This is a genomic window from Marivivens donghaensis (assembly GCF_011806565.1).
Classification (GTDB): Bacteria; Pseudomonadota; Alphaproteobacteria; order Rhodobacterales; family Rhodobacteraceae; genus Marivivens; species Marivivens donghaensis_A.
On sequence record NZ_JAATOP010000006.1, the window covers coordinates 18,751 to 37,805 of the forward strand.

22 protein-coding genes and 1 tRNA gene are annotated in these 19,055 nt (G+C 61.6%); 14 read left to right on the top strand and 9 right to left on the bottom strand.

The genetic code is table 11. From position 1 onward, the window contains the following. Positions 1 to 40 precede the first annotated feature (40 nt). A complete protein-coding gene (locus HCZ30_RS10030; RefSeq protein WP_167638158.1) occupies positions 41 to 901 on the bottom strand; it encodes an MBL fold metallo-hydrolase in 861 nt (286 codons plus the stop codon). 43 nt (positions 902 to 944) lie between these two features. On the opposite strand from HCZ30_RS10030, the gene HCZ30_RS10035 reads away from it, so the two are divergent. Then, positions 945 to 2,240 carry an ATP-binding protein gene (locus HCZ30_RS10035; RefSeq protein WP_167638159.1) on the top strand — a complete coding sequence of 432 codons (1,296 nt, stop codon included), beginning with the start codon at positions 945 to 947 and terminating at the stop codon, positions 2,238 to 2,240. Here the strand turns inward: HCZ30_RS10035 and HCZ30_RS10040 are convergent. Next, positions 2,227 to 2,928, bottom strand: a complete 702-nt coding sequence (locus HCZ30_RS10040) for a phosphatase PAP2 family protein (RefSeq protein ID WP_167638160.1) — start codon at positions 2,926 to 2,928, stop codon at positions 2,227 to 2,229. The genes HCZ30_RS10035 and HCZ30_RS10040 overlap by 14 nt on opposite strands. A 301-nt stretch (positions 2,929 to 3,229) precedes the next feature. On the opposite strand from HCZ30_RS10040, the gene HCZ30_RS10045 reads away from it, so the two are divergent. From HCZ30_RS10045 to HCZ30_RS10055, 3 genes are all read left to right on the top strand, one after another. Continuing rightward, positions 3,230 to 3,436 carry a cold-shock protein gene (locus HCZ30_RS10045; RefSeq protein ID WP_167638161.1) on the top strand — a complete coding sequence of 69 codons (207 nt, stop codon included), beginning with the start codon at positions 3,230 to 3,232 and terminating at the stop codon, positions 3,434 to 3,436. Then, positions 3,433 to 3,660, top strand: a complete 228-nt coding sequence (locus tag HCZ30_RS10050) for a hypothetical protein (RefSeq protein WP_167638162.1) — start codon at positions 3,433 to 3,435, stop codon at positions 3,658 to 3,660. Before HCZ30_RS10045 ends, HCZ30_RS10050 begins: the two co-directional genes overlap by 4 nt. Positions 3,661 to 4,011: 351 nt before the next feature. Beyond that, entirely contained in the window at positions 4,012 to 4,263 is a 252-nt protein-coding gene (locus HCZ30_RS10055; RefSeq protein ID WP_167638163.1) for a DUF982 domain-containing protein, read from the top strand. On the opposite strand, the gene HCZ30_RS10060 is transcribed toward HCZ30_RS10055, so the two are convergent. Next, entirely contained in the window at positions 4,260 to 5,252 is a 993-nt protein-coding gene (locus tag HCZ30_RS10060) for an LLM class flavin-dependent oxidoreductase (protein ID WP_167638164.1), read from the bottom strand. The genes HCZ30_RS10055 and HCZ30_RS10060 overlap by 4 nt on opposite strands. 169 nt (positions 5,253 to 5,421) lie before the next feature. Continuing rightward, positions 5,422 to 5,497 (bottom strand) — tRNA-Ile (locus HCZ30_RS10065). A 145-nt stretch (positions 5,498 to 5,642) separates the two neighbouring features. Between HCZ30_RS10065 and purM the strand changes: the two genes are divergently transcribed. From purM to rnd, 3 genes are all read left to right on the top strand, one after another. Beyond that, complete coding sequence (gene purM, locus HCZ30_RS10070; protein WP_167638165.1) at positions 5,643 to 6,686, top strand: phosphoribosylformylglycinamidine cyclo-ligase; 1,044 nt, start codon at positions 5,643 to 5,645, stop codon at positions 6,684 to 6,686. Further along, the gene (gene purN, locus HCZ30_RS10075; RefSeq protein WP_167638166.1) at positions 6,683 to 7,279 is read left to right on the top strand and encodes a phosphoribosylglycinamide formyltransferase; all 597 of its coding nucleotides are present in this window, start codon (positions 6,683 to 6,685) and stop codon (positions 7,277 to 7,279) included. Before purM ends, purN begins: the two co-directional genes overlap by 4 nt. 100 nt (positions 7,280 to 7,379) lie before the next feature. Beyond that, positions 7,380 to 8,537 carry a ribonuclease D gene (gene rnd, locus HCZ30_RS10080; protein ID WP_167638167.1) on the top strand — a complete coding sequence of 386 codons (1,158 nt, stop codon included), beginning with the start codon at positions 7,380 to 7,382 and terminating at the stop codon, positions 8,535 to 8,537. Here rnd and HCZ30_RS10085 read toward each other — a convergent pair whose 3' ends face one another. Then, a complete protein-coding gene (locus HCZ30_RS10085; RefSeq protein WP_167638168.1) occupies positions 8,538 to 9,002 on the bottom strand; it encodes a hypothetical protein in 465 nt (154 codons plus the stop codon). A 122-nt stretch (positions 9,003 to 9,124) separates the two neighbouring features. Between HCZ30_RS10085 and HCZ30_RS10090 the strand changes: the two genes are divergently transcribed. After that, complete coding sequence (locus HCZ30_RS10090; RefSeq protein WP_167638169.1) at positions 9,125 to 9,532, top strand: SufE family protein; 408 nt, start codon at positions 9,125 to 9,127, stop codon at positions 9,530 to 9,532. Here the strand turns inward: HCZ30_RS10090 and HCZ30_RS10095 are convergent. The 3 genes from HCZ30_RS10095 to HCZ30_RS10105 all read right to left on the bottom strand — a co-directional run bounded on the left by HCZ30_RS10095 (position 9,529) and on the right by HCZ30_RS10105 (position 11,427). Then, on the bottom strand, positions 9,529 to 10,014 hold the full coding sequence (locus HCZ30_RS10095) for a heme-degrading domain-containing protein (RefSeq protein WP_167638170.1): 486 nt from the start codon (positions 10,012 to 10,014) through the stop codon (positions 9,529 to 9,531). The genes HCZ30_RS10090 and HCZ30_RS10095 overlap by 4 nt on opposite strands. Before the next feature lie 92 nt (positions 10,015 to 10,106). Then, the gene (locus HCZ30_RS10100) at positions 10,107 to 10,736 is read right to left on the bottom strand and encodes a DUF1638 domain-containing protein (protein WP_167638171.1); all 630 of its coding nucleotides are present in this window, start codon (positions 10,734 to 10,736) and stop codon (positions 10,107 to 10,109) included. Beyond that, complete coding sequence (locus tag HCZ30_RS10105) at positions 10,729 to 11,427, bottom strand: corrinoid protein (RefSeq protein ID WP_167638172.1); 699 nt, start codon at positions 11,425 to 11,427, stop codon at positions 10,729 to 10,731. Before HCZ30_RS10105 ends, HCZ30_RS10100 begins: the two co-directional genes overlap by 8 nt. A gap of 102 nt (positions 11,428 to 11,529) precedes the next feature. Between HCZ30_RS10105 and HCZ30_RS10110 the strand changes: the two genes are divergently transcribed. Next, complete coding sequence (locus HCZ30_RS10110) at positions 11,530 to 12,660, top strand: PA0069 family radical SAM protein (RefSeq protein WP_432442763.1); 1,131 nt, start codon at positions 11,530 to 11,532, stop codon at positions 12,658 to 12,660. A gap of 51 nt (positions 12,661 to 12,711) precedes the next feature. On the opposite strand, the gene bmt is transcribed toward HCZ30_RS10110, so the two are convergent. Beyond that, positions 12,712 to 13,722 carry a betaine--homocysteine S-methyltransferase gene (gene bmt / locus HCZ30_RS10115; RefSeq protein WP_167638173.1) on the bottom strand — a complete coding sequence of 337 codons (1,011 nt, stop codon included), beginning with the start codon at positions 13,720 to 13,722 and terminating at the stop codon, positions 12,712 to 12,714. Between the two features lie 256 nt (positions 13,723 to 13,978). Here bmt and purC point away from each other — a divergent pair, with 256 nt between their 5' ends. Genes purC through HCZ30_RS10140 form a run of 5 tightly spaced genes read left to right on the top strand, consistent with a single transcriptional unit; the run spans position 13,979 to position 18,790 of the window. Then, on the top strand, positions 13,979 to 14,740 hold the full coding sequence (purC, locus tag HCZ30_RS10120) for a phosphoribosylaminoimidazolesuccinocarboxamide synthase (protein WP_167638174.1): 762 nt from the start codon (positions 13,979 to 13,981) through the stop codon (positions 14,738 to 14,740). A 14-nt stretch (positions 14,741 to 14,754) separates the two neighbouring features. Next, positions 14,755 to 14,988: a phosphoribosylformylglycinamidine synthase subunit PurS gene (gene purS, locus HCZ30_RS10125; RefSeq protein WP_167638175.1), complete on the top strand. Its 234-nt coding sequence runs from the start codon at positions 14,755 to 14,757 to the stop codon at positions 14,986 to 14,988. Continuing rightward, complete coding sequence (gene purQ, locus HCZ30_RS10130) at positions 14,985 to 15,653, top strand: phosphoribosylformylglycinamidine synthase subunit PurQ (RefSeq protein ID WP_167638176.1); 669 nt, start codon at positions 14,985 to 14,987, stop codon at positions 15,651 to 15,653. The genes purS and purQ overlap by 4 nt, the downstream gene beginning before the upstream one ends. A 53-nt stretch (positions 15,654 to 15,706) precedes the next feature. After that, complete coding sequence (locus HCZ30_RS10135; RefSeq protein ID WP_246212743.1) at positions 15,707 to 17,449, top strand: sensor histidine kinase; 1,743 nt, start codon at positions 15,707 to 15,709, stop codon at positions 17,447 to 17,449. Between the two features lie 6 nt (positions 17,450 to 17,455). After that, complete coding sequence (locus HCZ30_RS10140) at positions 17,456 to 18,790, top strand: sigma-54-dependent transcriptional regulator (protein WP_167638178.1); 1,335 nt, start codon at positions 17,456 to 17,458, stop codon at positions 18,788 to 18,790. Positions 18,791 to 19,055: the final 265 nt, after the last annotated feature.

Sequence of the window (19,055 nt, forward strand, 5' to 3'; positions counted from 1 at the left end):
GGGGAGATGCAAGTTTTTTGAACCTTCCGTGAAGGGGCTTTCAGAGCCTGAAAAACTTGGCGTCCGGCGTCAATTCGCCGTCGGGTGAAACGCGGTTTTGCTTCGTGAGATCAACGAGATGCGCGATCACGTTGCGCTTGGCGGCTGGCCAGAGCGATTCCTGCACATCGGCGTAGATGCGGCGGGTCAGGGTGTCCGCATCTGCGGGGCCGTCCAAGAGTGCGTCCATGATCTGCGCCTCGCGTTCGAGGCGGTGTGCGATGAGCCAACGGACGCGGTCGTGCGGCTCTGTCACGGGATCGCCGTGACCGGGCAGGTAGCGAGTGCTGGGGATGGTCAGCATCTTGCGGCAGGACGCCATGAAGTCGCTCAGATCGCCGTCGGGCGGCGAGACCATCGAGGTCGCCCAACCCATGATATGGTCGGCGGTAAACATGACCTCTCCGCGCTGTAAGCAGATGTGGTTGCCCATGTGGCCGGGGGTGTGGTGGACGGTCATGCCCAAAACGGTGTCGCCGTCCGAGACGATGACATCGGGGTCGAAATCGTGGTCCACACCTTCGCCGCCGCGCACCAGTCCGCGTGCGGCGAGGTCGGTCATCATGTCGGAGCGGCCAGCCTCTGCGCGGCCGAAGGCATAGACCTTTGCGCCTGTCTTATCGGCCAGCGGGCGGGCCAGCGGCGAGTGGTCGAGGTGCGCGTGGGTGACGATGATGCCGTCCACGAGGCGGCCCGCGATCTCGGCCAGCAGGGCGTTCAGGTGGGCGTCACTCGGCGGGCCGGGGTCGATGACCACGACGCTCTCTGTGCCCACCACATAGCTGTTCGTGCCCGTAAAGGTCATGGGCGACGGGTTGTCCGCGCGGACCAGAACGATGTCGTCCGTGATTACTTGCCGCATCGTTTCGCTTTCTTCTTTGCTGCGTGGCGGTTAGCCTTCGCGCATGAGCTTCAAACCGCTGAAATCCTATCTGCCGAAAAGCCTTTACGGGCGGGCCGCGCTCATTTTGCTCTTGCCGGTCATTTCGCTCCAGCTTCTGGTATCGGTGGTCTTTATTCAACGCCATTTTGAGGGCGTGACGGTTCTGATGACCAAAGCGGTCGAGCGGGAACTGACGTTGATCCTCGACAGTCCGCCCGCCAGCCAGAGCGCGCTGGCAGAGGCGTTGGAGATCGAGATAAGGACGGTCGAGGACGCGCCCACGGTCGACCGACGCGGGTTCTTCGATTTTTCGGGGCGGGCGATGATTTCGACCCTGCGCGACCGTCTCGACGGCGTACTGGCGGTGGACCTGTCGAACCGCCGAGAGGTGGTCGTCTGGATCGAACGCGGGCCGATCTACAGGCTGGAATTTCAGCGGGTCAGGGTCTCCGCTTCGAACCCGCACCAGCTGATCGTCATCATGGTCGTCATGGGGACGGTGCTGACCATCGTCGCCTATATCTTTCTTCGTAACCAACTGCGCCCGATCCGCAGGCTGGCCAATGCGGCGGCGGAGTACGGCAAGGGCCGCATGGTGACCTATAACCCCGGCGGCGCGAACGAGGTTCGTGCGGCGGGTACGGCGTTCATTGAGATGCGCAGCCGGATCGAACGCCTGAACCAGAGCCGGACGATGATGCTTGCTGGGATCAGCCACGACCTGCGGACACCGATTACGCGGCTGCGGCTCGGGCTGTCATTGATCGACGAAGACGACGCCTCCCCGATGATCGAAGATGTGGCGGACATGGAAAAACTGGTCGCGGCGTTCCTTGATTACGGGCGTGCGGACGCTGGCGAGGTGGCAGAGCCGACGTCTCCGCTGACGCTCGTCACCCGCGCGGTCGAGGACGCGGTGAGGGCAGGGCAGAACGTGACGCTCACTGACACGGGCAACGTCAGCCCGTCGATGGTGATGCCGCTGCGCGAACTGGCGCTACGCCGCGCAGTCGAGAACCTCATCGGAAACGCGCTGCGCTATGGCGCGACGAAGGCCGAGGTGTCCATGGTGCTGACCGAGCGCACACTGCGCATCACGGTCGAAGACAACGGCCCCGGCATTCCGTTCGAGCGGCGCGAAGAAGCGATGCGGCCCTTCGTGCGGCTCGATCCCGCGCGCAATCAGAACAAAGGGACGGGCGTGGGGCTCGGCCTTGCCATCGTGGCAGACGTGGCGCGACTGCACGGCGGGACGCTGCGGTTGACCGACAGCGAAAGGCTCGGCGGGCTACAGGCGGATATCGTTATCGCGCGCTAAGGCGGAAGCGGATGTATTTTGACGCCAGCCACACGCACATTGCCCACGCCGCACCCAGCGTCCAGCCTGCCAGAATGTCCGAAGGCCAGTGCACGCCGAGGTAAAGACGGCTGAGGCCGACCAGCATGATCAGCGCACTCGCAAGGACGAAATAGAACACCTTGAGCCGCCGCATTTGGGTCACGCTGGCCAGCATCACGGCGAGGGTGAGGTAGGTCACGCTGCTCATCAGCGAATGGCCCGAGGGGAACGACGCGGTCGCGACCTCGACCGCGTGGGGCACCAGATCGGGGCGGGGGCGCGAAAAGCCCATCTTGAAGATCGTCGACAGGATTTGCCCGCCGATCACGGACGCCAGCAGGAGCAGAGCCGAAGCGCGGTTGCGCGACATCAACAGCCACGTGAACACGGCCACCGTGATGATCGTCAGCACAGTGACGCCCCCAAGCGCCGTGAGGTCGCGCATCGCAACCTCGATCTGCGGCCCGCCGATAGGATTCGAGGGATCGTTCGGCTCGCGCAGCAACATGAAAATGTATTTGTCCATGTCGCCCAAATCGCCCTCGACCATTTCGTCTGCGAGTTTGCCGAACAGAAGGAACCCGCCCGCCGCCAAGAAGGTGGCAATCAAGGTGACAGGTTCGAAACGGGTGATCTGGCGGGGTAGGCTGCGAAGGAAATCAATCATAACAATCATCTCTGGGGTTGCCCGAAGAGATGGAGCCTGACGCGCGGATGGCAAGGAAGAAGTCGACAGAGAATTCTGCGCAAAATTATCGGAAAAATCGAAAGACCGATTTCGCGAAATAGTACGCTAGTTTCGAAATACCGCTTGCTAAATATCCGAAACTCTGTCAGACGGGGGCTGCTTACGTTACTTCTCTTCGAAATGCTAAACCCGACTATCCGGTTTCAGTTGATCGACTTGGATCGACTTTCGCCGAAGCTGCGCAATCACGCGGGCAGCATTTTTTATAGGAGACACGGATATGGCCACCGGCACCGTGAAATGGTTCAACGCAACCAAAGGTTTTGGCTTCATTCAACCCGATCAGGGCAGCAAGGACATCTTCCTGCACATTTCGGCTGTCGAGCGCGCTGGCATCAGCCGCATCGAAGAAGGCCAGAAGCTGAACTTCGAAATCCAGACCGGCCGTGACGGCCGCGAGTCCGCTTCGGACATCGAGCTCGCTTGAGTTCGAAACTGGAAGACCTGCTGGCCGGTGTTCCGGCTCAGAACGGGAATAACGGCGAAGTCCCTTCGCCGACTTTCCCCGACTTGAAGGCATCAGCCAGCCGCCAGACCCAGCTCGATAAGACGACCGCCATTGTCAAACAGGTGCTAGATGACGAGCAGGCTGCTCGTGCTGAAGAGCGCCGCCGTTTGAAAGAGGCGCGCGAAAATCGGGATAAAGGTTAGTCTTCCGCCTGATCCGCACATCTGGTTGCGGCAAAGAATTTCGGACTGGCGCGTTGAGCTTCATTGATCTCGGTTGGATCGGTCGAGGTTCCGCTGATGCCGGACCGAAGGGGCCACGGCGGGCAACTGTCCGCCGCGGCACCCCAAATAAAAATATCCGGCAATATTGAAATTCGGATTTCCGCGCTAAATATAAAAAGCAGCGGCGAACGAAATAAGTTGTCCGTTTCGCAAATCGGCACGAATGCCATTTGCCACGAATTACACCCTCAATGTCTTTGAGCGAGCGACCGCGGTCTAATGGGCCGTTGGGAGATATCTGCGCGCTTGGACAAAACGAATGGAAATAGAATGATCGAGATTAACTGGGGCCAACCCGTCCACCTTGTCCTGAATGATGCCGGCGAAACCGAGCGTTTCTGCACCATCGAAAAGGTCCAGTACTGGCTGAAACGCAAGTGGCCCGTCGCTGACGGTGCGCGAATCGATGCGCTGCGCAATGTCGAGGACGCGATGGACTGTATCCGTCCTGTCGCCGATGCGCGCAACGCTTTCATCAACGCCGCGCGCTCGGCAGGGTATCAGCCGCAGGCCGCGGCTTAATCCACGAGTCCCTTCAGCACCTCTGCTGTGATTTCGAACGAGCGGACACGCGCGGCGTGGTCGTGGATCATGCCGGTGACGATCAATTCGTCGGGTTGGTAGGTCGATACGATCTGTGAGAGCTGCGTTTTGACCGCCTCGGGCCCGCCGTTTGCCGACACCGCCAGCATCCGGTTCACCTGCGCCATGACGTGCGAGGGCGTGACCTCTGCGATGTTGTCGACAGGGCGGGGCAGCTTGCCGCGCTTGCCGGTGATAATCCCGCTAAATGCCTGAATTTGCGACGACCGCAGATACTCCGCCTCGGCATCGGTATCGGCAGCGCAGACGCTTGCAGCGACGATGGCGTAGGGTTTGTCCAGATGCTCCGACGGCTGGAAGTGGTGGCGGTAGACCTCTAGCGCTTCACCCAGCATATCAGGGGCAAAGTGCGACGCGAACGCATAGGGCAGGCCGTAGTAGGCCGCAAGCTGCGCGCCATAGAGGCTCGATCCCAGAATATAGACCGGCACCTTCGTGCCCATTCCCGGAATGGCGCGAACAGGGGAGCCTTCGGGCATATCGCCGAGGTACGCCATCAGCTCCTGCACATCCTGCGGGAAGGTGTCCTCTTGAGCCATGTTGCGGCGCAGCGCCCGCGCGGTGCCCTGATCGGTGCCAGGTGCGCGGCCAAGGCCGAGGTCGATGCGGTCGCCGTACATCTCTGCCAGCGTGCCGAATTGCTCTGCCACCATCAGCGGTGAGTGGTTCGGCAGCATGATCCCGCCCGAGCCGATCCGCATGGAGTTCGTCACCGACGCCAGACGACCGATCAGAACAGCCGTCGCGGAGCTGGCGATACCGATCATGTTGTGATGCTCGGCCACCCAGAAGCGATGATAGCCCGCCTTTTCCGCAGCAACCGCTAGGTCGGCAGAATTGGCGAGAGCCTGAGCGATGGAGGACCCTTCGGCCACGGGTGCGAGATCGAGGAGCGAGAATTTCTGCATGGAAATGCCTTTTCGAGTGGAGGCGCGGCGGACCCCCGTCCCACATGCGCGAGGACAATTCCCGCGCGGCACGGGCGCCGCATCTCCCCACCTGTGACCCGCGCTGCGGCATTTCAAGGCGAGCCGCAGATTGACGCGAGGCCAAGGCGTTCAGAAAAGCAGGGGAAAATGGTAGGCCCACCAGGATTCGAACCTGGAACCAAAGCGTTATGAGCGCTCTGCTCTAACCGTTGAGCTATAGGCCCCCGCGCAGCAGATACCCCTACTGCGCGAGCATGGTCAAGAACCTGCCGAACGGTTCGTGCGCGCAGCGTCGTTATTGTGCGATGTTACATTGCCCTAAGGTGAATATTGGGCTATCGGAGCGCCAATTCATTCAAGGGGACAGCGATGACTGGCAAGAATGGCCTCACTTACGCAGATGCAGGCGTGGATATCGATGCAGGTAACACTCTCGTAGAACGTATCAAACCGGCGGCGAAACGCACCGCCCGTTCTGGTGTGATGGCAGGTCTTGGCGGCTTTGGCGCGCTGTTCGACCTCAAGGGTGCGGGCTACAACGACCCGATCCTCGTGGCGGCCACCGACGGCGTGGGCACCAAGCTGCGCATTGCCATCGACACGGGCAATGTCGACACCGTGGGTATCGACCTCGTTGCGATGTGCGTGAACGACCTCGTTTGTCAGGGCGCTGAGCCGCTGTTCTTCCTCGACTATTTTGCCACCGGCAAGCTGGACGTCGATAGCGCCGCCCGCATCATCAACGGTATCGCCAAGGGCTGTGAAGACAGCGGTTGCGCGCTGATCGGCGGCGAGACGGCCGAAATGCCTGGCATGTACGAAGCTGGCGATTTCGACCTCGCAGGTTTCGCTGTTGGCGCGATGGAGCGTGGCACCGACCTTCCGGCTGGCGTCAAGGCCGGCGACGTTCTTCTGGGCCTCGGCTCGAACGGCGTTCACTCGAACGGCTATTCGTTCGTGCGCAAGGTTGTCGAAATGTCGGGCCTCGCGTGGGACGACAAAGCTCCGTTCGCGGATGAGACGCTGGGCGAGGCGCTGCTGGCGCCGACCCGCCTGTACGTCAAGCAGGCGCTGGCGGCTGTCCGCGCTGGCGGCGTTCACGCGCTGGCCCACATCACCGGCGGCGGTCTGACCGAAAACCTTCCGCGCGTTCTGCCCGAGGGCCTCGGCGCGCAGATCGACCTGTCGAGCTGGGAGCTTCCGGCCGTGTTCCGTTGGCTGGCCGAAACCGCCAACATGGAAGAGGCGGAACTGCTCAAGACCTTCAACTCTGGCATCGGCATGATCGTTGTCGCGGACGCGGAGCAGGCCGACGATCTGGAAGCGCTGCTTCTGGCATCGGGCGAAACCGTCGCGCGTATGGGCAGCGTAGTCGAAGGCGAAGGCGTTTCCTACTCGGGCAACCTTCTGTGACCAAACGTGTCGCGATCCTGATTTCGGGCGGGGGCTCCAACATGGTGTCCCTCGTTCAGGATATGCAATCGGGTGACCATCCCTGCGAGCCCGTGCTCGTGGTGTCGAACGTGCCTGACGCCGGCGGCCTCGCCAAAGCCGAAGGCATGGGTGTTGCGACTGCTGTCGTGGACCACAAGCCCTTCGGCAAGGATCGCGCCGCGTTCGAAGCGGAACTGACCCGCGTTCTCGAAGAAGCCAAGCCGGACATCATCTGCTGCGCGGGCTTTATGCGTATCCTCACCGAAGGCTTCACCGGCCGTTGGGGCGGGATGATGCTGAACATCCACCCGTCGCTGCTGCCCAAGTACAAGGGCCTGCACACCCATCAGCGTGCCATCGAAGCGGGCGATGCGGAGCACGGCTGCTCGGTGCACGAAGTGACGGCGGAACTCGACGGTGGTCCGATCCTCGGTCAGGCGATCGTGCCTGTGCTGGACGGCGATACATCGGACGTTCTCGCGGCCCGCGTCCTGCCGATGGAGCACAAGCTCTATCCCGCAGTGCTGCGCAATTACGCGGCGGGCGACCGTTCGATGATCGTGCTGCGCTAGGCGCATCTGCAACACAAATCAGAGCAGCCGCGCGCTGCTCTTTTCAACGCTCCGCCTTTGACTTATGACAGTTCCGTTACTGGCGGAGGAACCACCACAGATGAAGACAATCACGACGACCGAGGCTCTTGCCGACTTCTGCCTCGAAGCTGCCAAACGTCCCTATGTGACTGTCGACACTGAGTTTCTTCGGGAACGCACCTATTACTCCAAGCTCTGCCTCGTGCAAATGGCCTACCGCGACGACGCGGGTGAGGACGCTGTCATTATCGACCCGCTGGTCGATGGCCTTTCGCTGGAGCCGATGTACGAGCTGTTCCGCAATCCCACCGTCACCAAAGTTTTCCACGCGGCCCGTCAGGACCTCGAGATTTTCTTTGTCAACGCAGGTCTCATCCCCGCGCCGCTGTTCGACACGCAGGTCGCGGCGATGGTCTGCGGTTACGGCGAGCAGGTCGGCTACGAGACCCTCGTGCGCAAGATCGCGAAGGCTGACCTTGATAAATCGAGCCGCTTCACCGACTGGTCGCGCCGCCCGCTGACCGATGCACAGCTGAAATACGCGGTCGCTGACGTGACCCACCTGCGCGACATCTACGAATCCCTGTCGGAGCGTCTGAAGAAATCCGGCCGCGCCCGCTGGGTGTCCGAAGAGATGGCGGTTCTCAACGATCCAGCCACCTACAAGACCGAACCCGAAGACGCGTGGCAGCGTGTGAAAACCCGCACCACCTCGGGCCGCTTCCTGTCGATCGTCAAGGAACTCGCTGAATTCCGCGAAGCCTACGCCCAGCGCCGCGACATTCCGCGCAGCCGCGTGTTCAAGGACGATGCGCTTGTCGAACTGGCCTCGACCAAGCCGCAGAACGAAGGCGATCTGGGTCGCTCGCGTCTGCTGCTCCGCGAAGCCCGCAAGGGCGAGATCGCCGACGGCATCCTTGCCGCGATCAAGCGCGGTCTGGAAACACCGCCCGAAGATGCGCCGAAGATGCCCAAAGGCCGCGAAAAGCTACAGGTGAACCCCGCGCTCGCCGATCTGCTGCGCGTGCTGCTGAAGGCCAAAGCCGACCGTGAAGGCGTGGCGCAGAAGCTTATCGCGACCTCTGCCGACCTCGACGCGATTGCGGCGGGCGAGCGTGATGTCGACGCGCTGCACGGCTGGCGCCGTGAGGTGTTCGGTGACGATGCGCTGGCGCTGTGTGACGGCAAGGTTGCGCTCGCCGTCAAAGGCAACAACGTCCAGACAATCCAGCTCTGATCAGCGGCTGGTGCGCTGCGCTCCCGTGGCGCCGCGCACTGTGACGCTGCGCGTTGCGGCAAGCTCCGCATTGGTGAGAACCGTCGCGACGGTCACGCGGCCATTGCCCGAGGTATTCGACGGCATCACGCGGAAACCGTAGACGAGGTTCCCGCCATCGACGCTCTCCAGCACCAGTTCGGCATTATATGACCCGCCAGTAGCGCCGTAGCCCGTCGCTCGGATGATCGCGCCGTCTGGCATCCGTTCGATCCGCACGTCCGTGACGGTGTCGATCAGCACGCGCTGGTCCACGGTCACGGTGCGGCGACCTTCGGGGACGAGGGGGCGGATGTCCTGCGGCTGCGCGGCGACTGCCTGACTGCGGCCGAACCAGTTCATCGGATTGAGCCGCGATTCCGCGATGCGCGCACACCCCGTCACCGTGACACACACCAGACCCGTCAAAACCAATCGTCGCAGCATACTTTCGCCTCCTGACCTTCCCTTGGGTCAAATTGGTAGCCGAACCATATGCTTCTGGGAAGCCTCCTCTGGACCTTTCGCGGCGCGTTCCCTAAGTCCTAGGACGAACGAAAGGACGCATCATGGCCACCGCAGCATTCGAAGATATCGCAGACACGTTCGACTTCCTCGACGACTGGGAAGACCGCTACCGCCACGTGATCGAACTGGGCAAGGAGATGCCGCCGCTCGAAGACGCGCTGAAGGTTCCGGCGACCAAGGTGGACGGCTGTGCGAGCCAGGTCTGGCTCATGCCGCACGAAGAGGGCGGCACTTTCACGTTCCGCGGTGACAGTGACGCGATCATCGTGCGCGGCCTGATCGCGATCCTTCTGGCGCTCTATAATGGTCTGTCGGCCAAAGAGATCCTCGCCGTCGACGCCCAAGCGGAACTCGGGCGTCTTGGCCTGAACGAGCATCTGTCGTCGCAGCGCTCCAACGGCGTGCGCGCGATGATCGAGCGCATCCGCCAGACGGCTGCTGCCGCTTAACGCGGCAGGCTGTCCATCTTGATGCCCAGACGGTCGGCCAGTGCAAAGGCCGACATCTCGTGATCCTCGATAGAGGGCAGGCCGGAGATGCCGATCGCGGCAATCACGCCCACGCCCTTGACCGTGACGGGGAAACCGCCGCCGTGGATCACGAAATCCTCGTAGCGCAGGCCCACGTCCGGCCACTGCTCGCGGCCTTCTGCGTTGTATTCCAGACCCGCACGCATGGATGATTTGTAGGTCCGCAGTACGGTGTTGATCTTGCGGCGGCCCCAGTCCTGATTTTCAGGCGTTGCACCGGGCAGAGTCGCGAAAAAGAAACGGCGCGAGGACGAACGGATTTCGATGCTAACGGGCGCATTCACCGCCTTGGCGCGGGCGCGCAGGTCGCATCCGATCTCGAACGCGATATCTTCGTCGAAGGCATCCAGAACGAGCCGCTGTTCCTGTTCTTTAATGGCATCAATCAATTGCTGGGACATGGTTGCTCCTCCAAAACGAGGCCCACGTTAGACGTATCCCGTTCCCTCGCAATCGAATTGAGAGAGCGCGGCGCAAATCGTGTCAGATTGGTTCAAGCGTTCGCGAGCGCCGTGGCAAGTTCGCCGTAGCCGGTGAAGCGACGCTCGAACGTCAGGCCCATCCGCTCCGCGCAGGCTTCGGCCTTGGCGGTGAGCGCGGGATCATCGGTCTGCGCCATGTAGACGAGCGTCTCGTAGTGGCCGAAGTACATTTCCAGCAACTGCGGGTGACGGTCGAGGCCGAGGGGTTTCCAGACGAAGGCATCGAACTGCCGCGCGAGGAAGTCGGTCAGGTAGAACGACGTGATCTCTCCGCGCTGCTCGAACGCATCGACGCCCTCGAAGAAAGCGTAGCAGTGCGGACCGCGGATCATCTCCACGCCGAGCTTCTTGCACGCCGCTTCCAGATAGCCGCCCGTACCGCAATCGGCGTAGGCGACGAACACGCGGGCATAGTCGGCGCGGTGTTCCTCGACGGCGGCAACGACCGCGTCGGTGATCTTTTCGGGGTGGTTATGCAGGATCGCGGGCAGGCACTGGAGGTCGAGGTGATCCCAACCGTTCAGGCTTTTGAGCGCGACAATCTCGTGAGCCAGCGCACCGCAGGCCACAACGAGAACGCGGCCCGCCCCGGAAGGGGGCAGACCGCGCTCTGTCAGAATGTTGTCTGAAAGATCAGGCATTCATCTGGTTGTGACGGCGAGCGCAGAATTCCTTCGCGGTCTCTACAGCAACAGCCGCGTCACGGCAGTATGCGTCGGCGCCGATGGCCTTGCCGAACTCTTCGTTCAGCGGCGCGCCGCCAACGAGAACGATGTAGTCGTCACGGATGCCCATCTCGACCATCGTGTCGATGACGGTCTTCATATAGGGCATGGTGGTGGTCAGCAGAGCCGACATGCCGAGGATGTCCGGCTTTTCAGCTTCCAGCGCTTCGAGGTAGGCTTCGACAGCGTTGTTGATGCCGAGGTCGACGACTTCGAAACCGGCGCCTTCCATCATCATCGAAACGAGGTTCTTACCGATGTCGTGGATGTCGCCTTTGACGGTGCCGATGACCATCTTGCCGACGCGCGGTGCACCGGTTTCGGCCAGAAGCGGCTTGAGGATGGCCATGCCGCCCTTCATCGCGTTCGCAGCGAGCAGAACTTCGGGAACGAAGAGGATGCCGTCGCGGAAGTCTTTGCCGACGATGGTCATACCGCCAACCAGAGCTTCGGTCAGCACGCGGTAGGGCGCCCATCCGCGGCCCAGAAGAATGTTGACGCCTTCTTCGATCTCTTCCTTGAGACCGTCGTAAAGGTCGTCGAACATCTGTTCGACCAGTTCTTCGTCATTCAGTTCGGAGAGGATGATCTCGTCGTCTTCAGCCATGAAGCTATCTTTCGCTAAAAAGAGGGCGTTTTTCTTCCTTTCCCCCATATGCGACAAATGGTCTGGACCGATTGCGACTTCGGACGTAGCGGAAACGACCGCATGTACAAAATTAACAACTTTGCGAAGTTCCTGTTTTGTTCTATTTTGCAGGATATGCAGCTTCCGATCCCCAAAGACAGGCGCAAAGGGCGCGCCGCGACGTACAATCCTGCCAACCGTTTCGACCGTTTCTCATCGGTGGCGGAGGATGACGGCTGGGACATAGAAGAGGAGGTTCCTCCGCTGCGGACAACCGTCACCGAGGAGGTGCCGCGCAGGGTCATCACCCGCAACACCTCGCCCGACATCCCGTTTGATCGCTCGATCAACCCGTATCGCGGCTGCGAGCACGGCTGCATCTATTGCTTTGCGCGGCCGAGCCACGCCTACCTTGGATTGTCGCCGGGTTTGGACTTCGAGACGCAATTGATCGCGCGGCCCGACGCGCCAGAGGTGCTGGCGCGGGAGCTATCCAAGACCTCCTATGTGCCTGCAACCATTGCGATCGGGACCAATACCGACCCGTACCAGCCGATTGAAAAGGACCGCCAGATCATGCGGCGGCTCTTGCAGGTGCTGTCTGATTTCAACCATCCCGTGGGCATCGTGACCAAGGGGACGCTGATCGAAAGGGACGTGGATATCCTCGCCTCGATGGCGGAGCGGAACCTCGTGCGGGTGGGGATTTCGGTGACGACCTTGGACCCGAAAATCGCGCGGGCGATGGAGCCGCGTGTGCCTCATCCCAAGCGGCGGCTCCAGACGATCAAACGGCTGTCGGAGGCGGGGATACCCGTGCGCGTCATGGCCTCTCCGATGATCCCTGCGCTGACGGATCACGAGTTGGAGCCGATCATGGAGGCGGGGGCCGCAGCGGGTGCCTTGGCGGCGTCCTATATCGTGCTGCGCCTCCCGCGAGAGGTGTCGCCACTGTTCACCGAGTGGGTGGAGGAGAACTTTCCCCTGCGCGCCCATCGCATCATGGCGCGGGTACGCGAACTGCACGGGGGCAAGGACTATGACCCGCAGTGGGGCCAGCGCATGACGGGGCAGGGCGAGTGGGCGGACCTTCTGCGCGCACGGTTCAGGATCGCAAAGCGGCGCTATGGGCTCGACAAACCACTGCCTGAGCTGCGGACGGATCTGTTCTGCAAGCCGCCGCAGAAGGGCGATCAACTGAGGCTGTTCTGAACGAAAAAGCGCCCCGCAATGCGAGGCGCTTTCCCTAGGTTACCGATTGCCTTAGCCGCGGCGGCGGCTGCGGCGGGTCGGGGTCGGCTCGTCGCCGCCCGTGCCGTCCGATGCCGACGAGAAACCGCCTAGCTTTTCGGAGATCTCTTCCAGCGACGGACGCTCGCCGCGCGGACGGGTTTCCAGCGCTTCCTTCATGGCGCGCAGGTGCTCGGGCGTGGTGCCGCAGCAACCGCCGATGATGGTCGCGCCGCAATCGCGGGCCAGAACGGCATAGTCGCCCATCAGTTCCGGCGTGCCGTCATAGTGGATGTGACCGTCGTGGTATTTCGGGATGCCGGCGTTACCCTTCGACACGATCGGGGTGTTGGTGCCGGTGGCCGAGAAGCCCAGAACGGTGCGTAGCAGGTCGGACGCGCCAACGCCGCAGTTCGCGCCGAATGCGAGCGGCTTGTAGTCCAGCTTTTCGACGATCTTCGCCAGATCGGCCGAGGTCACGCCCATCATGGTGCGGCCAGCGGTGTCGAAGCTCATGGTGCCGCACCACGGCATACCCGCCAGCTTGGCGGCTTCTGCGGCGGCTTTGTATTCTTCGGTGGCCGAGATGGTTTCGACCCAGAGCACGTCTACGCCGCCTTCCTTGAGGCCCTCTGCCTGCTCGTGGAACATCTCCACAGCCAGTTCATGCGTGAGGTTGCCCATCGGCGCCATGATTTCGCCGGTCGGACCGACGGAGCCCGCAACGATGACCTGACGGCCCGATGCGTCGGCGACTTCACGGCCCAGCTCTGCCGCAACGCGGTTCAGTTCGCGCACGCGGCCTTCGGCGCTGTGCAGCTTCAGACGCGATGCGTTGCCGCCGAAAGTGTTCGTCAGGAACAGGTCGCTGCCCGCATCGACGGCACCGCTATAGAGTGCCTTGATCTTTTCGGGGTGGTCGACGTTCCAGAGCTCCGGCGCGTCGCCCGAGTTCAGACCCATATTGAACAGGTTGGTGCCGGTCGCGCCGTCGGCCAGAAGCCAGTCGCGGGTTTCGAGCATGCGGGAAAGAGCATTCGTCATGTCTGACCATCCTTGGAGTCGTTTCAGTCCCGCCATGGCACGAGCCAGCAGGGTTTTCAAACACCAATTATAACGCGAAACGCCTATGGACCACGAAAAACGCTCAAACCTGTCCAAGCGGTCAAAAACGCCTGCAAAAGCTATCGCAAAATAGCAATGCCGTTATGGCCCTGCATTCTTGCAGGTTTTGAGACCTTGCCCTATACGCACCGCCATGACTCACGCCGCGTAAATGCGGACAGACGAGGGGACCTCCATGGCGCGTCGCAAGAAAATCTACGAAGGTAAGGCTAAAATCCTGTACGAAGGCCCGGAGCCGGGAACGATCGTCCAGTACTTCAAAGATGATGCGACTGCTTTCAACGCCGAGAAGAAAGCCGTCATCGAAGGCAAGGGCGTATTGAACAACCGCCTGTCCGAATTCTTCATGACCGGATTGCAGGGCGTCGGTATCCCGACCCACTTCATCCGCCGTCTGAACATGCGCGAACAACTCTGCCGTCAGGTCGAGATCATTCCGCTCGAAGTGATCGTTCGTAACTACGCCGCCGGTTCGATGGCCAAGCGCCTCGGCATGGAAGAAGGCCGCCAGCTGCCGCGCCCGATCGTTGAATTTTCGTACAAGAACGACGCTCTGGGTGACCCGCTGGTTCCCGAAGAATACATCGCCGCTTTCGGCTGGGCCTCGCAGCAGGACATGGACGACATCGTCGCCATCGCTCTGCGCGTGAACGATTTCATGTCGGGCGTCATGCACGGCGTCGGCATCAAGCTGATCGACTTCAAGATCGAACTCGGCCGCGTCTGGGACAACGATTTCATGCGCCTCGTCGTTGCTGACGAAATCAGCCCCGATAGCTGCCGCCTGTGGGACATCGAAACCGGCCAGAAGCTGGACAAGGACGTGTTCCGTCAGGACCTTGGCAACCTCACCGACGCATACACCGAAGTCGCACGCCGTCTGGGCGTTCTGCCTTCGAACGTCACCCACGCCCACAAGCCTACGCTCATCAACTAAAAGGATACGGATCGATGAAAGCCCGCGTTTACGTAATGCTCAAAAACGGTGTGCTCGATCCGCAGGGCGAGGCTGTTCGTCACGCTCTGGGCGCGCTTGGTTTTGATGGTGTCGAAGGTGTCCGTCAGGGCAAGGTGATCGAGCTCGATCTCGCTGAAGGCACCACCGAAGAGACGGTCAAGGAAATGTGCGAGAAGCTGCTCGCGAACACCGTGATCGAAAGCTACAAGGTGGAGCTGTCGGCATGAAGGCAGCAGTCCTCGTTTTCCCGGGGTCCAACTGCGACCGCGACATGAAAGTCGCGCTGGAGAATGCCGGCGCTGACGTCACCATGGTCTGGCACAAGGACGCCGCGCTCCCCGAGGGCGTCGACCTTGTTGCGGTTCCGGGCGGTTTCTCGTTCGGTGACTACCTGCGCTGCGGTGCGATTGCCGCCCAGTCGCCGGTCTGCAAGGGCCTCGTCGATCACGTGAACCGTGGCGGTTACGCTCTGGGCGTTTGCAACGGTTTCCAGGTTCTGACCGAAACCCGCCTTCTGCCGGGCGCGCTGATGCGCAACGCCGGTCTGAAGTTCGTGTGCAAGTCGGTCGGCCTCACCGTCGAAACCGCTGACAGTGCGTTCACCCAAGGCTATGCCAAGGGCGACGTGATCAGCGTTCCGGTTGCGCACCACGACGGCAACTACACCGTTGACGACGAAACGCTGGCCATGCTCCGCGATCAGGACCGCATCGCGTTCACCTACACGGAGAACGTCAACGGTGCTGTCGGCAACATCGCCGGTGTCCTGTCCGAAAACCGCCGCGTTCTCGGCATGATGCCGCACCCCGAACGCGCCATCGACGCCAACCACGGCGGCACCGATGGACAGGCGCTTTTCCGCGGATTGATTGACCAAGTGGTCAGCGCCTGATTGCCGATCCCAAGGGGCGAGCGTAAACTCGCCCCATGGCCGCGAAGACCCCGATGAAAGCAGATCCCATAACGCTAGGGCGTTGGCTCGCACGCATCAGCGTGGTCTTGCTTGTCATCGTGGCAATGGTGGTGATCTATTTCACCAACCTTCTCCTGACAGAACGCTTCACGGAATCCACGCGCAACCGCGCCGAGGTTCGTATGACGCTCTACGTCGGCAACCTCACGTCAGAGCTTCAGCGCAACTCCATCGTCCCTCAGCTTCTGGCCCGTGACCCCGAGCTGATCCGTGCGCTGTCGGCGCAGGAATACTCGCTCTCCACTCAACGCCTTCTGTCGTTCGTGGACGAAATCGGCGCCGCGTCCCTGATGCTGTTCGACCGCGATGGCCGCACCGTGGCCGCGACGGACCGAACCCGTCTGGGGGAGACGCATCGCAACGACCAGTTCTACATCAATGCCCTGCGCTCGAACGCGACGATCTTCACGCTGCTCGAAGCCGAAACGGGCGGTTATTCCTTTGTTTACTCGCGCCGCATCGATGGGCCAACGGGCGCGCTGGGTGTCATCGCGATCGAGGTGGACCTCCACAAGCTCGAACGCAGTTGGGCGAGCATCTCGGACGCCGTGTTCGTGACTGACAGTTCCGGCACCGTGATCCTGTCGACCGAACCGCGTTGGCGGGGCCGGACGGAGGCCGAGGCGCTCGCCGTCCAGTCACCGAAATCCGCGATCGAGCGCGCCCTTCGCGCCACGCAGGACTGGTCGATTATTCCGATCGACGGCTACCTTCAGGGCGAAGCCGTGCTGCGGATGGAGACCCGCGTCCAGTTCCAAGGCTGGCGCATGGTCAGCTTCACCACCTACGATTCCGTGCGGGAAAAGGTGAACGGCTTCCTCGCGCTCGAAATCATGGGCTTCGCGATCCTGCTGGCGCTCGGCTTCTGGGTATCATCCCGCAAATCCGCGTCGCGCGTGGTGTTCTTCCAGCGCGAATCCGCTGACCTTCGTGCGCTGAACATCCGCCTCCAGCGCGAGATCGCGGAACGCGAAAAGGTCGAGAAGACCCTCGAAGTCGCAGAACAGACCCTCGCGCAATCGTCGAAACTGGCCGCACTGGGCGAGATGTCTGCTGCCGTCAGTCACGAATTGAACCAGCCGCTCGCCGCGATGAAAACGTACCTCGCGGGCGCGCGTCTGCTGCTGCAACGCAAGCGGTCGGAAGAAGCGCTGGCCTCGTTCCAGCGCATCGACGACCTGATCGACCGCATGGGCGTCATCACCCGCCAGCTGAAATCCTACGCCCGCAAAGGCAAGGAAGCGTTCGAGCCCGTGGACGTGCGCGATGCCGTGTCGACCGCGCTGTCGATGATGGAGCCGCAACTGAAAACGCGGAAGATCTCGATCTCCAGCGCGATGCCGGCAGAGCCCGCGATGATCTACGGCGACCGTCTGCGTCTGGAGCAGGTCATCATAAACCTGCTGCGCAACGCGCTCGACGCGACCAAGACCGCGGGCGATCCGTCGATCGACGTTCTGCTGTCCGTTGGTGACAGCGTACATTTGACCGTTCGTGATAACGGGGCAGGGATCGACGATCTGGACGCGCTATTCGAGCCGTTTTACACCACAAAACTACCCGGAGACGGGGTCGGATTGGGCCTCGCTATCTCGTCAGGGATCGTAAAAGACCTAGGTGGTCGTCTTACCGCACGAAATGGTGCGTCGGGCGGGGCTGTCTTTGAGCTTTCGCTCCCTATCTTTAAGATCAACGATATTGAAGCTGCAGAGTGAGGAACCATGAGCAAGGCCATGAAGATTGCGATCGTCGATGACGAGAAAGACATGCGTCAGTCGATCAGCCAGTGGCTGGCTCTGTCGGGTTTCGACACCGAAACCTTTGCCTCGGCCGAAGATGCGCTGAAAACGATGACCGCCGATTACCCCGGTATTATCGTCAGTGACATCAAGATGCCTGGCATGGACGGTATGCAGTTTCTGCGCAAAATGAAGGGCATCGACAGCTCGCTGCCCGTCATCATGATTACCGGCCACGGCGACGTTCCGATGGCGGTGGAGGCGATGCGGATCGGGGCCTATGATTTCCTTGAGAAGCCGTTCAACCCCGACCGGATGACCGAGCTGGCGAAGAAAGCCACCAACGCCCGCCGCCTGACGCTAGACGCGCGCGCGCTGCGCCGCGAGCTGTCGGACGGCTCGGCCATCATGAAGAAGCTCATCGGTGTCAGCCCTGCGATGGAGCGCCTGAAAGAGGACATCCTCGACCTCGGCCAGTCCGATGGTCACGTCCTGATCGAAGGCGAAACCGGCACCGGCAAGACGCTGATCGCACATGCGCTTCACGCCGTAAGTGCCCGTGCCAACAAGAAATTCGTGCTGCTGGCCTGTGCTGCCTATGACGAAGACAGCCTGACCCGCCGCCTGTTCGGTCCCGTCCGCGAAGACGAGCCGATCCCCGCGATGGAAGAAGCGCGCGGCGGTACGCTGGTGCTCGAGGATATCGAAGCGCTCAGCCCCGCTCAGCAGGCCCGCCTGATGACCGCGATCAACGAGCAGGGCACGCCGTCCGAAACCCGCATTATCGCGATCTGTAACCTTCAGGAACAGGACCGAACCTGCGAAAGCTCGCTGCGTGCCGACCTGTTCTACCGCCTTGCAGCGCTGCGTATCACTGTGCCGCCGCTGCGTGCGCGTGGTGAGGACATCCTGACGCTGTTCACGTCGCTGACCGAACAGTTCTCCGAAGAATACGGCTGCGACGCGCCGCAGGTGAATGCGCAGGAAGCAGCCCAGCTGCTGCAAGCGCCGTGGCCGGGCAACGTGCGCCAGCTGATCAACGTGGCGGAACGCGCCGTTCTGCAATCGCGCCGCGGGTCGGGCACGATCACCTCGCTGCTGATGAACGACAGCGACGATACCTCGCGCCCTGCGATGACGACCGAGGGCAAACCGCTCAAGGAATTCGTCGAAGCGTTCGAACGCATGCTGATCGACAACACCATGCGCCGCCACAAGGGCTCGATCGTGTCGGTGATGGACGAGCTATGCCTGCCGCGCCGGACCCTGAACGAAAAAATGGCGAAATACGGCCTTCAGCGCGCGGATTACCTGTAACCGCCGCTGAAATTTCGTTGCGTTGACGGATCATTAAACTTGATCATTGTAATTTATCCCCAACCCGTATTAGGTGGGGGATACGTGATGGCGTCCACAAAGGCGTGGCCGACACCGGAAAGTTTCACTGCCTCAGGCCAGCGAGTTGATACGTGGCCTCTGGCAGACGGCATTTGGCCTGTATCAGGCCAGAAGAACGCCCTGGCTGCGCGAGTTAATCGGACGCGCCGGGCCTTAAACGGGCGCCCCTCGACGGGCGTCGGAG

Bases quoted from the DNA above. Each gene is read 5' to 3' on its own strand.
- HCZ30_RS10085 (WP_167638168.1), bottom strand. From the start codon at position 9,002: ATGCTGCGACGATTGGTTTTGACGGGTCTGGTGTGTGTCACGGTGACG.
- HCZ30_RS10060 (WP_167638164.1), bottom strand. From the start codon at position 5,252: ATGCAGAAATTCTCGCTCCTCGATCTCGCACCCGTGGCCGAAGGGTCC.
- HCZ30_RS10110 (WP_432442763.1), top strand. From the start codon at position 11,530: ATGTACAAAATTAACAACTTTGCGAAGTTCCTGTTTTGTTCTATTTTG.
- HCZ30_RS10140 (WP_167638178.1), top strand. From the start codon at position 17,456: ATGAGCAAGGCCATGAAGATTGCGATCGTCGATGACGAGAAAGACATG.
- purC (WP_167638174.1), top strand. From the start codon at position 13,979: ATGGCGCGTCGCAAGAAAATCTACGAAGGTAAGGCTAAAATCCTGTAC.
- HCZ30_RS10090 (WP_167638169.1), top strand. From the start codon at position 9,125: ATGGCCACCGCAGCATTCGAAGATATCGCAGACACGTTCGACTTCCTC.
- purQ (WP_167638176.1), top strand. From the start codon at position 14,985: ATGAAGGCAGCAGTCCTCGTTTTCCCGGGGTCCAACTGCGACCGCGAC.
- HCZ30_RS10040 (WP_167638160.1), bottom strand. From the start codon at position 2,928: ATGATTGATTTCCTTCGCAGCCTACCCCGCCAGATCACCCGTTTCGAA.
- bmt (WP_167638173.1), bottom strand. From the start codon at position 13,722: ATGACGAATGCTCTTTCCCGCATGCTCGAAACCCGCGACTGGCTTCTG.
- HCZ30_RS10095 (WP_167638170.1), bottom strand. From the start codon at position 10,014: ATGTCCCAGCAATTGATTGATGCCATTAAAGAACAGGAACAGCGGCTC.
- HCZ30_RS10135 (WP_246212743.1), top strand. From the start codon at position 15,707: ATGAAAGCAGATCCCATAACGCTAGGGCGTTGGCTCGCACGCATCAGC.
- HCZ30_RS10030 (WP_167638158.1), bottom strand. From the start codon at position 901: ATGCGGCAAGTAATCACGGACGACATCGTTCTGGTCCGCGCGGACAAC.
- HCZ30_RS10100 (WP_167638171.1), bottom strand. From the start codon at position 10,736: ATGCCTGATCTTTCAGACAACATTCTGACAGAGCGCGGTCTGCCCCCT.
- rnd (WP_167638167.1), top strand. From the start codon at position 7,380: ATGAAGACAATCACGACGACCGAGGCTCTTGCCGACTTCTGCCTCGAA.
- purM (WP_167638165.1), top strand. From the start codon at position 5,643: ATGACTGGCAAGAATGGCCTCACTTACGCAGATGCAGGCGTGGATATC.
- HCZ30_RS10035 (WP_167638159.1), top strand. From the start codon at position 945: ATGAGCTTCAAACCGCTGAAATCCTATCTGCCGAAAAGCCTTTACGGG.
- HCZ30_RS10055 (WP_167638163.1), top strand. From the start codon at position 4,012: ATGATCGAGATTAACTGGGGCCAACCCGTCCACCTTGTCCTGAATGAT.
- purS (WP_167638175.1), top strand. From the start codon at position 14,755: ATGAAAGCCCGCGTTTACGTAATGCTCAAAAACGGTGTGCTCGATCCG.
- HCZ30_RS10045 (WP_167638161.1), top strand. From the start codon at position 3,230: ATGGCCACCGGCACCGTGAAATGGTTCAACGCAACCAAAGGTTTTGGC.
- HCZ30_RS10105 (WP_167638172.1), bottom strand. From the start codon at position 11,427: ATGGCTGAAGACGACGAGATCATCCTCTCCGAACTGAATGACGAAGAA.